Here is a 12,466-nt window from a genome sequence, read left to right on the forward strand (position 1 = left end):
ATGAGCCGTCCCAACATCCTTTTGATTTCGGCAGACCAGCACCGTGCGGATTGTTTTGGCTTCATGGGGCGAAAGGTGAAGACGCCTCATCTGGATCAACTGGCCGCAGACGGCACACATTTCACATCTTGCATCACGCCTTCTGTGGTCTGTCAGCCAGCGCGGGCCTCAATCCTAACAGGGCAGCTCTGCCGCACACATGGGGTGCACGACAACGGTATCGACCTCGATCCTGAAGTTGGCGGGAAGGGCTGGGCTGGAGCTATGGCTGCGGCTGGTTATCAGACCAGTTTTTTCGGAAAAGCGCACTTTTCTACTTACCACACTTACGAGCCCACCGGCACGCCCGAATGCCTTCAATCTGGCGCTGATTATGGTGCGGATTGGAACGGACCCTATATGGGATTTCAGCATCTTGAGTTGATGTTGGTCGGGCACAATTGGTGGGCACCAGTGAAGCCACCATTGGGTCAGCATTATGAGCGATTTTACCACGCCGATGGGCGCGGGGATGAACGCACAAATTTGATGTGGGAAAACGCTGGTGACACCAAGGATGCCGCGCAGACGTGGCATTCCAAGCTGCCCACCGCGTTTCACAATACGAGCTGGACGTCGGATCGGTTTATCGAGTGGCTGAAACATGGGCGCGATGAAGAAAAGCCATTCTGCACATGGGTGAGTTTTCCCGATCCGCACCACCCTTTTGATTGTCCCGAACCTTGGTCGTGGCTGCACAAACCGGAAGATGTGGACCTACCACCCAACCGCACCCGTAGTTTTCAGGGTAAGCCGTGGTGGCATAACGCGGCGATGGAGAATGAACCGGCAGACCCTAAATTTGCAGATGTGCGCAAGGCTTACAGCCGGATTGCGCCCCAAACAGATGAGCAACTACGCGAGATTATTGCTAATACCTATGGCCAGATCGCCTATATTGACCATGAAGTCGGACGCATGCTTATTGCCCTCCAACAAGCGGGTTTGGGTGAGAATACAATAGTGATTTACATCTCTGATCATGGTGATTGGCTAGGTGATCATGGGCTTATCCTTAAGGGCCCGATGCACTATGAGGGTTTGCTAAGAGTGCCAATGATTGTGCGCGGCCCAGGTATCCCTGCTGGTAAAGCCGTGGATGAGCCAGTCTCAACACTCGATCTGGGGCCGACCTTTTTGGACTATGGGCAGGCGAAACCGTTGCAAACACAGCATGGCACGAGTCTACGTGAGGTCTGGGAGACCGACGGTGGTCGCGACTTTGCACTTAACGAGTGGGGCCTACTGCCTGGGCGCGTAGGTGTCGCTTTGGAATTGCGTACGGTTCGTACGAAAACACACAAGATGACTTTGGAACTAAACTCTGGCGCGGGCGAAATGTACGACCTGGTTGCGGATCCGTTTGAACAAACTAATCTGTTTGACGATCCGGCGTGTCGTGAAATCAAAGATAAGCTCAAAGGCTATATTGCAACGCGGCCAAATGACACCGTCTCGGATCGACAACCAGTGGGAACCGCATAAACTGGCATAATATTCTGAATCGAGAGGTACTAGTCGAACCACTTCTCTAGGCTCAATTTTGCCGTTCTATGCGGTTAACATTGTAGGCCGTTCGCAGCCCAAACCGGACATTGGCGACGAAACTTCGCAGTCCCATGTACGCAACTTTGCAGCCGATTGTTTGTCAAGTCGAATGGCCATTTTGACAGTAAGCGTTCGATATCAACAGGCTTCCGTCATGTGCTTGACCAAAGAGGTTAATTGTTTGTCTCCATATCCATCCTCCCACGCCGCTTTTGTGCGGTCATGCATAATTCGGATAAAGTCAGCCGGTGCATTCAGAGAAACGCACGTCTTTAGAGCGTCCTCCTGGGCCAATGCGTAGACTTTCAACGAGGCTTCAGCGTCGTCATAGTCCTCGGTCGGAACAGTTCGGGCAAAGAGATCGTAATAGTCATTTACCAATTTGATCGTGGCAGGGAGTTGATCGGCATAGACCTGCATCGGAACACCTGCTTTCTGGCAAACCAGTGCGCCGTATATCATCCCAAACATGAACCCCTGCCGGACAGTGAAGAGACCGGCAAAAAGTGCTGCAAGAGCTGCGGGTTTCTCACCGATCTGAGCGGATTTTCCCCCCAGAGACCTTATCACTTCGCCGTAGCGATCCCAGGTTCCGGCACTGCCCACGGTGAGGATAGTGGTGTCGCTGCTACCGATGCCTGAAGGGTAGGCATTGATCATGCCCAACATGTAGTCTGCGTTTTTTTCGCTGAGAAATGAGACCAGTGAATCAGCATCGGACGTATCGCCGGTGCTCATGTCGCAAATTGTTTTTCCTTCCAAAGACACACTTAGCCCACGGACCAAATCGATAGCTTCCTTGTGACTTTTGATGCAGACGATGACGAATTCGGACGCTGCAACAGCATCTTCTGGCGAAGCGCAAATAACTGCACCTACCTTTGCAAACGACTTTGTCTTTTCAGGTGTCCGATTCCAGACGCAGACGCTGTAACCTGCTTTGAGCAGGCAATGCGCCAACGCCGAACCCATGTTGCCCAATCCGAGTACCGCAAGCGTTGCCATGGTTTTCTCCTGTTCTGGTCATTGGTGTTCCACGTCAGCATGCGTAAGAATTGAGAAAACGCGTAGTTGTAAATATTTCTGTATTGTTAGATTTTCTGACTTATGGATTGGCACACTTTACCCTCGCTGACGTCTCTCAGAGCCTTTGCCGCCGCCGCAGAGTTTAGAAACTTGACCCGCGCGGCAGCGGCACTGAATGTGACCCACTCCGCGGTCAGCCAACAAATCCGAGGACTGGAGCAGTATCTAGGAACCCAACTCGTTTCTCGGACGCGACACGGTATTGCTCTGACCGCACAGGGGGAATTCTTAGCGGCAGGTTTACATGAAGCATTCGCCTCAATGGCGTCCCTGACTGAGAGCATATCAAGTGCAGAGGCGGTTCGCCCGCTGGTGGTCAGTGCGACACCGATGTTTTCAAGCGCATTTCTTATGCCGCGTCTATCGACGTTTGTTCAGGAGTTTCCGGATATTGAGCTTCGGATCGACTCAACAATCCAAGCTGTCGACCTCAAACCAGGGGGCATTGACATAGCCATTCGATACGGCACCGGGCGCTGGTCGGGACTGGTCTCGCAAATGTTGCTACCTGGCTGTCTGACTGTGGTCGCTGCAAAAGAATTGATTGGGGAGCGAGTGCTCAAAGACCCAATTGAATTGCTCGACTTTACTCTTCTTCAGGAACAGGCTTCGGTCGAATTTGACTTGTGGTTGGAAAAGGTTGGAGTAGCACCCGATGACGATAGGAGAGTTGTTCGCCTGCCGGGCAACATGCTGCTTGATGGAATCCGCCGGGGTGATGGTGTCGGGGCGACCGTTCCGGCATTCATCTCTGATGAATTGAAGTCTGGAGATCTCGTGGCGCTATTCGATGATCCAATCCCGCAGATCGGATATCACCTCGTCACGCTGCCTGGACCAGTTCGCCCAGCGGCAAAAGTGTTTCAGAAGTGGCTTTCGAACTCAATTACCGAATATGAGAAAAGCCTTTTCAGATGGACGCCGGCTCACTTGACATAACCGTTGTTGGTGTTCAACTCGAATGGATAGCAACAACCCAAAGCGGCCATGAAGTTTCGCAAGATGAGGACAAAAAAGGCCGTTTGCCCACTGAGCTGATAAAGCAGACGTATCGCAGCACTTTCTAAAGCTGAAACAGCTTTCAGACAAGATCAGACACCGCCCCTGTTCACTTTCGCATAGTCTAAACACTTAGCGACCAGTATGAAACAGAAAGGAGGACAATACGTGGAGCGAAAGCTGGCGGCCATCCTGATTGCTGACCTTGTCGGCTTTACCGCCCGGATGGAGCGGGACGAAAAAGGCACGCTCGAAGTCCTTTCAGCGTACATTGACGAAACCGCTGTTCCGCTTGTCGGTCGACATCACGGTCGCATCGTCAAACAGATGGGTGACGGTCTGCTCGCCAGTTTCGACAGCGCTGTCGATGCCGTTTCCTGCGCGGTTGAATGGCAAAATTCGCCGGCGGTGGGCTCCGACCCGCTTCGCTTTCGCATCGGCGTCACTCTTGGCGACATTATCATGCGCGGCGGAGATGTTTTTGGGTCCGGTGTGAACCTTGCGTCGAGGTTGGAGCAGCTTGCCCCACCCGGCGGTGTGTTGGTGTCTGACGCTGTATATCGTGTGGTCGGGAACCGTATACCGGTCGCCTGGGAGGATGCTGGTCAGCACTCGGTAAAGAACGTTGCCGAACCGGTACATGCTTGGCGCATTGGCGGGTTAAGCGCAGTATGTGCTGAACCGCCTTGGTCTGAATCATCAGGAAAAGCCACTATTGCGGTCTTGCCTCTACACAACATGAGCGATGACCCCGAGCAGGCCTTTTTTAGCGACGGGATTGCGGAAGACATTATTGTGGGCTTATCGCGTTTTCGGACGCTTAAGGTTGTTTCCAGAAATGCGTCTTTCAGGTTCCGGACACAGGACACAGATCCAGCTAAAATCGCGGAGGCTCTCGGCGCAGATTATCTGGTTGAAGGCAGCGTGCGGAAGGCCGGCAGTCGCGTCAGAATCTCGGTACAACTCGCTGACGCCCGAACGGGCACCCAACTCTGGTCGGATCGATATGACCACGAACTGGAGGACGTTCTGGCGGTTCAAGACGAAGTGGCCCGAAATATCGTCGCAGTGTTACCTGGCAGGGTCCAGCACGATGTCGTCGACCGTTCGACACAGAAACCAACAGATCAGATGAAGGCCTATGAACTGATGCTCAAGGGCAAGGCATTGCGCGACGGCCTGAACGCACGAGATACGGCCAAGGCGAGAGTGTTGTTGGAACGAGCGGTCGCGCTCGATCCGACCATCGCGCGATCTTACATGTATCTTTCAGATACATATGTCATAGATTTGTGGCTTGGTCTGGCAGACGCTGACGCACCGGCCCACACGTTGAAAATCGCCCGAAAGGGCGTGGCACTGGATAACCGGGACGTCTACATTCAGGACCAGCTTGGGTTTGCTTTTCTCTGCGCCGGACTATGGAGCGAGGCCGAAGCGCAATTCAACAAGACACTTTCCATGATAGAAAGCGAGGCGGAGTCGATGGCTTGGTGCGGCTATGCTTTCCTACTGCTCGGCCAGCACGAAAAGGCGCGCGACGTAGTTTCGGAAGCTATGGCGCTGGACCCGCTACATCCGCCTGCCATCGACTGGATTATGGGGCAGGTCGAATTTTTCAACGGTAACTATGAAGCAGTGCTTGGTTTTCTGATGGGAGCAGCGCGGCTTAACTCGTTGGCCACTGCCTTTGTCGCAGCGTCTTACGCGCAGCTCGAACGAGAGCGAGACGCCTCTGACGCATTGCGAGAATTCGTCACCGAACGTCACGATGAGTTCACAAGTCGAGGTATCGTGGTTGAGGATGAGACGGTCGACAGCCTTGCCCGCGGGTTTCGGTCTATGTGGCGGCGACCAGATGATTTCGAACGTCTTGTGGATGGGCTACGAGCGGCAGGATTGTCTGGCTGACGCCGACATTAACTCTTTTGTCCTACCGGCGCAGCCTCAATTACGCGGTTCTCTGCGCCCTGTTTTTTCGGCAGCGCGAACCTGAAGCAGACATGCAAAATTAGACTTTGCAGTTTTAAAGATGCCAAAGAGCGAACTTTTGCACGAGGCTACACCCGATACCAGTTTTCAACGTCTCGGGTAGCTTCGTCGACTGTAAAAGCAGCCTCTACCTCCGCGATAACACGGCGTACTTCGTCCGGGCTTGCAATAAGTTCCAAAATGCTCGCCCCTAGATCATGGGCTGACCCGGCATTTGAAAAAATCCTATCGACCCCAATTCTAATGGCGTTTCGGTGTTGCAGTAGGTGCTCAAAAAACCGCACATAAATCATCTCCTCGTACGGAGAATGACCAGCTGCTTCAGAGATCAGGCCCAATTCTGCGGCCTTGGCACACGTCAAACGCCAAGCCAGTTCCATTGTGGATGGTGGCGCGTCCCTGGCCTCATCAGGATGTCTGGGGTTCGCAAACGTAGACCTTCGGATGGCTTCGAGATTGGCACGTAAGCCCTTTGTAGGAACAGGATAGATGAATGTGGTTTCCTCGGATGCTAAGGCTGGTTCAACCTGATCCGGCTGCGCCTGGATGAACTCGGAAAACCTGTTTCCGATGATAGGGACTTCACCGACAATCATGTCTGTGGGATCGGTAGTCTCTGTCAGCCATCGCGCCAGGGCTCTCCGGCCCCACAATCCGGCTGCCTTGCGGATCAACGGATGAGTTCCATCTGAAACATCTGGATACTTTGCGAGTATGTCTTCGGTCTGAAACGCCGCCAGTCCTGTATCCCACCGCAAGATATGTACGCGACGTCCCGAGGAGACCGAAATGGATATTTGCTGGCGCAACAGAAATGACTTTCCAGACGCCGGTAATCCAGTGAAGAAAACCATGCGGCAACGACGTGCAGCGTCGGCGAGGTGTGTTCCAATCTCGGTTTCCGCAAAACTGTCGATAGAAATTGCGTATCTCCTAATTTGGTGTCAGTCGCAGACCGGAGCGGCGAGCGTTCACCACCTCCAAGATTGTTGCCCAAGAAATCCGGCGATTTCACAGATGAATTGTCAACCTAAATTGCCCTAACGCCCAGTTTGAGAGCTTTCCATTGCAGATAGATGCTTCAGCGCTCGCAGCCCAAAACGGACATTGCGATTTCTGTCCGCACTCCGGTAGCTTCTATTCATGACTGTTTTACCCAATCTCTCCGAGCATTACTCTGACCCAAAAACATATCCTCCTGGCGTGGCTTTCATGGACGGGCAGTATTTGCCGATTTCGGAAGCCAAGATTTCGGTGCTGGACTATGGGCTACTTCATTCCGACGCGACGTATGATGTCGTCCATGTTTGGAACGGAGCCTTCTTTCGACTCGAAAATCACCTTGATCGGTTCTTTGCAGGTTTGGAAAAGCTGCATATGTCAATTGAGTATGACCGAGAACAGGTCATCGAGATACTGCACAACTGCGTCGCACTGTCAGGGTTAAAGAACTCCTACGTCGAGTTCATTTGTACACGCGGCATGTCCCCAACGTTCAGCCGGGATCCACGTGATGCCGTCAACCAGTTCATCGCCTTCGCAATCCCGTTTGGATCGGTGGCTAATCCAGAGCAGATGAAGCATGGGCTACATGCAGCAATATCATCCTTTGTCCGCATTCCGCCTAATTCAGTCGATCCAACTGTGAAGAACTATCACTGGTTGGATCTGGTGAGAGGCCTCTATGAGGCTTACGACCGAGGCGCCGACACGGCGATCCTTGTCGATACAAATGGTAACGTGTCTGAAGGGCCCGGATTCAATATTTTTGCCGTCATCGACGGAAGAGTCCTAACACCAAAGCTCGGTGTGCTTCTCGGGGTCACTCGTCAGACGGTCTTCGACATTTGCACGAACTTAGATATCGACTGCTCAGCCGTCGACATACCCCAAGACCAACTCCTAGGTGCCGACGAGGTTTTCATATCTTCAACTGCCGGTGGAATCATGCCAGTGACCAAAGTGAATGGACAATATATCGGTGATGGATCTCCCGGCCAAATCACAAGCCAGATCACCGAGAGTTATTGGGACATGCACAACGAAAAGAACAACAAGTTTGTGATAAAATACTTGGATGAAAAATAGCTGTCAGTCGGTGTCGGGTTTACCCAGTGGTGGAATGTAGTTTTGGGAGCCATGACTCTGCTGGATGCGTCTTGCACAATTAGCTGATCGCAGCCCAAAGCGGACTTCCAAAATCAAGTTTTGCATTTTCTAGATATGGTGGAACCAAACCACTCGCCTTTCCGAGATGCGAAACAAGCGGCCACAGGAATAAGGCCGTTTTAGTTCTACTTTTTCTAGCCAAGAGAATATCATATGTGCGAAAACAATCTGCTTCCGGAGAATACACAGGTTTAGCCTCGATCATTCATATCCAGTGCTTGGTACTTGCCTTCTGGCAATCCTGCTTTCCGGAAGGCATCAACGTAGGGTGCTATAAGAGCGTCCGGACGCTGGTAACGGCGATACACCCATACAATGTCGGCGATTTTCACGCCGGGACGCGCGGATTCAAGCCGGTTGCGGGCGCGCTCAAGTTCGTCCGCGCGTCCGAGTTGGGCGAGAGCGGTAACTTCGGGAATCATCGACCACCAATAATCCAGAAGCACGCCCTTTCGCGCTTCGGCAAGCGCAAGTTCGTACTCGCCCTTGTGAAAGTGGTATTCCGAGAGCGCTTGATGCCAGTCCTTGATGGTCGATCCTGGGTCGAGGTCGATAGCCCGCCTCAGGAGCGGCGCACCCAAATCAAATCGCCCGGTCCAGATCAGCCAATAACCGATTTCCGCCTCCACACTGCGATCACCACCGACCGCGAGAGCGTCTTCAGCCTCGGCAAAAAAACCGTCGCGATCACCGTTCATGAGCAGAAGAATACCCAAGATAAGTCGGACACGTGCCGAGTTTGAGTTCAGTGCCTTGGCCTTGTTGGCGGCAGCCAATGCCCGGTTGAGTTTTTCCTCATAGGTGCCAGCGTAGCGATTCCCGAAAAAGCTTAGGTCTACGCGCAACGCCTCGGCCAGCTGCGCCCAGGCGCGCCAGTAGTCCGGCTCTTCTTTGACGACCCTTTCGACGCAACCGTGGACCCGTTTCTGCACATCCGGTCTATCGTACAGATCGTCATAGAACATAGTGCATTCATAGGACGACAGCCTTTCCGGCGGTTTCGCCCTTGCCCGCCTTTCGTCTGTTCGCCTGATGGCACCGCGCGTGTCTCCAATCGCAACTGCAACACGCTCGGTGATCCGAGATTGCACATCGAAGAGATTGGCGGTCGTAAGCTTCTCATCGAATGCCTCCGACCAAACCTGCGCTCTGCTATCGGTGTCAATCAGGCGCGCCGTTACGCGCAGACGTTCACCCGCTTGCCGTACCGTACCTTCAAGCACGAAATCGGCGCCCAAGGATTCACCGATACTGCGCACATCCTGGTGCTGCCCGCGGTAGGAGAAGGTGGTGTGTCGCGACAACACGTTGAGGTCGCGGTATCGCCCGAGCTCAATAATCACATCCTCGCTGATGCCGTCGGACAAGTACTCCTTCGATGGGTCACCACTCAGATTCTCGAAAGCCAAAACCGCAATCGTCGGTCCTGTAGGACGGGTCAGAGCCGTCGCTTCGTCCAAAGGAAAGGCATCATTGGCACCCCAGCGATGAATTCCTTGCCAAACCACAAATGCCGCAACGATCAGAAGCGCTGCACTTATTGCCGCCTGAACGCCGCGACTCCAATTCCAGCTCCGGCGGCTGATCGCTCGGCTCTGAGGGTTCACATGATAAATTCGCACCGGCTCAGAAATGTTCTTCAAGCGGGTTTCACCCAAGTATTCGAAACCAACGTTTGCCTTGCCGGCCGCTTGAGTTGCAACAACTTCAGACACGCAAACGCTGCCCGGCTCTGCCAACTCCTCAAGCCGTGCTGCGACATTGACACCGTCACCGTAAAGATCAGCGCCGTCGATCATCACGTCGCCAAGGTTTATGCCGATCCTTAGTTCAAGCCGCTGTTCAGGAGGCAGGTCACCGTTTCGCTTCGCCAGCTTCGCTTGGATATCAGTCGCGCAGTTCACTGCATCAACAATCGAAGCAAACTCGACGAGCGTTCCGTCACCCATTAGTTTTACGATGCGACCATGATGTTTCTCGACCTGAGGATCGAACAGCTCCGAACGAAGTGCTTTCAGAGCGTTCAAGACGCCAATCTCGTCTGCGCCCATCAAGCGTGAGTAGCCAACCACATCGGCGGCCATGATCGCGGCAAGTCGACGTTCCATTGGTGGAGTGTACGCCAGAAAGCTTCGCCACTCCAAGAAGCGCCGAAATTCAATCTGGTATGTTTGCTTGTTCGGCGGACGATCTGATCACAATCAAAAAGCCACTGACCGTTGAAACACTAAACCTGAACGAATGCTACCTGCCCAATCCGGGCATACATCAAGTGGTTTAGCAGTTTCCACTGAACGCAGATACGTGAGGATCTGGACCGGCACGATCAACAGGATCGACAGTATGCGTCCATAAGAACCAAAACGAATTTAGTCTCTGTTGAGCGCAGGTGAGACTGCCCATATTTTTGCGAATCGCCAAAAATGGTAGGCTGCCGGACATCTACAAATAGGATTGATGATGAGAAACGCCCGACTCATCGAAGCAGGTGTTTTAACCTTTCAGATCGCGTTTTTGGCAGCGGCGATCTACGTGGCGCTCAAGTTTTCGATACTCGCAGGAGCCCTTTTGTTTCTCGGCCTTGCTATTGGTTTTACCGTATTAATTTACAATTATGACGCTTGGTTGATCAAAAAGCTGACGTCGGACGAACAGCCACTTGCGTTCAGTCTTTGTCAGAGCGGTTTCGTGGGGCGCGTACGGAGATTCACTCGATTGCTCCCTGCATCTCCCAGATGTCGCCTATGCCTTGTGCCATTTCGAGGTTTTGGCAAAGTTTTGGGCATTAAACCCTCCTCAGAAAACCCGAACTTTTGTAGAAGCTGTTTTGAAGGCTTGCCGACGAAAACACTTGATGCCGAGGTAGGTTTGCTATTTGCCGACATGAGAGGTTTTACGCCATGGTCCGAGGAGCATTCGCCGGCTGAAGCCGCCGACATGTTGACTCGGTTCTATTGTATTGCTGAAAAAGAAATTGCCCGTGACGATGCTTTGATCGAGTTTATCGGTGATCAGGTCATGGCAATTTATCCAGTTCAGATGGCATCGCTCAGGGAACGAACGGCAGATGTAATGCTTCGGGCTGCTCAACGCCTATTGGATAGCATCAAGTCTGAACCAAGCATGCTGAGCGTAGGAATCGGAATAAACATGGGCGTTGCGCAAGTTGGGGAAATGGCTACCGGCTCATCCAGAAGTTTTACTGCCGTTGGCGATGTTGTGAACACGGCTGCCCGGCTCCAAAGCCAAGCTTCGGAAAATGAAATCCTCCTTTCAGAAGGTGTATACAACAAACTAAGTTCTCGAACACTCGACTTCGAAACAAGCGAGATCTTACTAAAGGGCAAGTCCGAAGCGATGCGGACCTATCTACTGAAAATGGTTTGATTGCTCCCCTGAACCCGAGTTCGATCAACTATGAGTAAGCAAGTAGCCGCTGGTCAACTTTGCGCTCAAGGTAGACTTCAACGCGACTACATCAGACGCATACTTCAGAACGAACGCTAGGCCCTTCGTAACGCAGCACGATGGTCAGGTCTGCGCGGCTGTGACTATTTCTGCAAGAGCAGCATCGGCCAAGTTGGATCCAAGTTGTCGAATGCATCATTACGCCTCGACGACCGGAGGCAGCCCAAAGCGGACATGCCCGACCAGCGGAACGGTCGGAACGGGTCATTTGTTATTACAGGTGTGTGCGGCATCACCGAACCACATTTAAGTTCGTTCATGAAGAAGCTTAAAATACGCCTGCTGAGCGAGATTAAATCCGCTGCGGAATGCTTGCCCCCGATCCTGCATTAAGCGCTTTCGATAGTCATCGCTAGGTCCATGAACAATCGCCGATCTGACATCGTAGAATTGCTTGGTCCAATCATTCTGCGCTGAAACCGCGATCAGGTGAGGATTGGCCTCGCTATATTCGTATCCAGGTACCAAGCCCGGCCACTCTAAAAAGCCTTGGACGTGAGGTTTTAACTGCAACGGGTTTAACAGAAGTCTCCATGCGGCTGACAGCATGGGAGCTGTGGAGGCTTGTTCGGCACCGTCTAGCACTGCTTGGGATTGTTGTTCCGTGGTTTGACGAGGCGCATGACATGTTTCTGTCTGGCTCTGCACGTGAAATTGACGACATGTTGAAGATGTTGAAGTCGCTGATGCAAAACGACTCCGCGATCATCCCGATCCTCAGTGGCACAGAACGCTTGTCCGAAATCACAAGCTACGACCCTCAAGTTAATCGGCGTTTCACGAAGGTCGTACCTTCACCTCTTGTGGCGGGAAAAGATAATTCGGACTTGCTGGGCTTAATTGAGAGCTTTTGTGATGTTGCTGAGTTGAAACTGTCGAGGGAAAGAGACCTCACTGACCGCCTGATTTTTGCAAGCCGTCAGCGATTTGGGCGAGCAGTGGAGACGATTCTTGATGCAATTGAATGCGCGAAAGAGGAGGGCTCTAGCGTTCTTTTGCAAATGCACTTTGCCGAGGCTTGGGGAATGCGGGAAGGCTGCGATTGGAACAAGAACGTTTTCGTGACTGAAGATTGGGCTTCTTTGGATTTGGACGCGGGTGCTGAAGAATTCGAAGCGCGGCGTTCGGAACGTCAAGCCCGCCAGGTTAGCAAACGGTGAGTCGT

9 protein-coding genes are annotated in these 12,466 nt (G+C 52.7%); 6 read left to right on the plus strand and 3 right to left on the minus strand.

What is annotated here, in order from left to right; all coding sequences use genetic code 11:
• Positions 1-1,524 carry a sulfatase-like hydrolase/transferase gene (locus GOW31_RS08930; protein ID WP_171169406.1) on the plus strand — a complete coding sequence of 508 codons (1,524 nt, stop codon included), beginning with the start codon at positions 1-3 and terminating at the stop codon, positions 1,522-1,524.
• 201 nt (positions 1,525-1,725) lie between these two features.
• Here the strand turns inward: GOW31_RS08930 and GOW31_RS08935 are convergent, their stop codons facing one another.
• A complete protein-coding gene (locus GOW31_RS08935; protein ID WP_171169408.1) occupies positions 1,726-2,592 on the minus strand; it encodes an NAD(P)-dependent oxidoreductase in 867 nt (288 codons plus the stop codon).
• Positions 2,593-2,694: 102 nt separating this feature from the next.
• Here GOW31_RS08935 and GOW31_RS08940 point away from each other — a divergent pair, with 102 nt between their 5' ends.
• Positions 2,695-3,612 (plus strand): LysR family transcriptional regulator, encoded by a 918-nt coding sequence (locus GOW31_RS08940; RefSeq protein WP_171169410.1) that lies wholly within the window; start codon positions 2,695-2,697, stop codon positions 3,610-3,612.
• Positions 3,613-3,840: 228 nt separating this feature from the next.
• Positions 3,841-5,583 carry an adenylate/guanylate cyclase domain-containing protein gene (locus tag GOW31_RS08945; RefSeq protein WP_171169412.1) on the plus strand — a complete coding sequence of 581 codons (1,743 nt, stop codon included), beginning with the start codon at positions 3,841-3,843 and terminating at the stop codon, positions 5,581-5,583.
• A 149-nt stretch (positions 5,584-5,732) separates the two neighbouring features.
• Here GOW31_RS08945 and GOW31_RS08950 read toward each other — a convergent pair whose 3' ends face one another.
• On the minus strand, positions 5,733-6,518 hold the full coding sequence (locus GOW31_RS08950) for a hypothetical protein (protein ID WP_171169414.1): 786 nt from the start codon (positions 6,516-6,518) through the stop codon (positions 5,733-5,735).
• 289 nt (positions 6,519-6,807) lie between these two features.
• On the opposite strand from GOW31_RS08950, the gene GOW31_RS08955 reads away from it, so the two are divergent.
• Positions 6,808-7,752 (plus strand): aminotransferase class IV, encoded by a 945-nt coding sequence (locus tag GOW31_RS08955; RefSeq protein WP_171169416.1) that lies wholly within the window; start codon positions 6,808-6,810, stop codon positions 7,750-7,752.
• A gap of 272 nt (positions 7,753-8,024) precedes the next feature.
• Here GOW31_RS08955 and GOW31_RS08960 read toward each other — a convergent pair whose 3' ends face one another.
• Positions 8,025-9,941, minus strand: coding sequence for an adenylate/guanylate cyclase domain-containing protein (locus tag GOW31_RS08960; RefSeq protein ID WP_171169418.1), 1,917 nt, complete (start codon positions 9,939-9,941; stop codon positions 8,025-8,027).
• Positions 9,942-10,293: 352 nt separating this feature from the next.
• Here GOW31_RS08960 and GOW31_RS08965 point away from each other — a divergent pair, with 352 nt between their 5' ends.
• Together GOW31_RS08965 and GOW31_RS08970 are read left to right on the plus strand one after the other, a co-directional pair.
• A complete protein-coding gene (locus tag GOW31_RS08965; protein ID WP_171169420.1) occupies positions 10,294-11,220 on the plus strand; it encodes an adenylate/guanylate cyclase domain-containing protein in 927 nt (308 codons plus the stop codon).
• A 530-nt stretch (positions 11,221-11,750) separates the two neighbouring features.
• The gene (locus GOW31_RS08970) at positions 11,751-12,461 is read left to right on the plus strand and encodes a TniB family NTP-binding protein (protein ID WP_371813740.1); all 711 of its coding nucleotides are present in this window, start codon (positions 11,751-11,753) and stop codon (positions 12,459-12,461) included.
• The last annotated feature ends 5 nt before the right edge of the window (positions 12,462-12,466 follow it).

The sequence above is a fragment of the Ruegeria sp. HKCCA0370 genome (genome assembly GCF_013033705.1).
Lineage (GTDB): Bacteria > Pseudomonadota > Alphaproteobacteria > Rhodobacterales > Rhodobacteraceae > Ruegeria.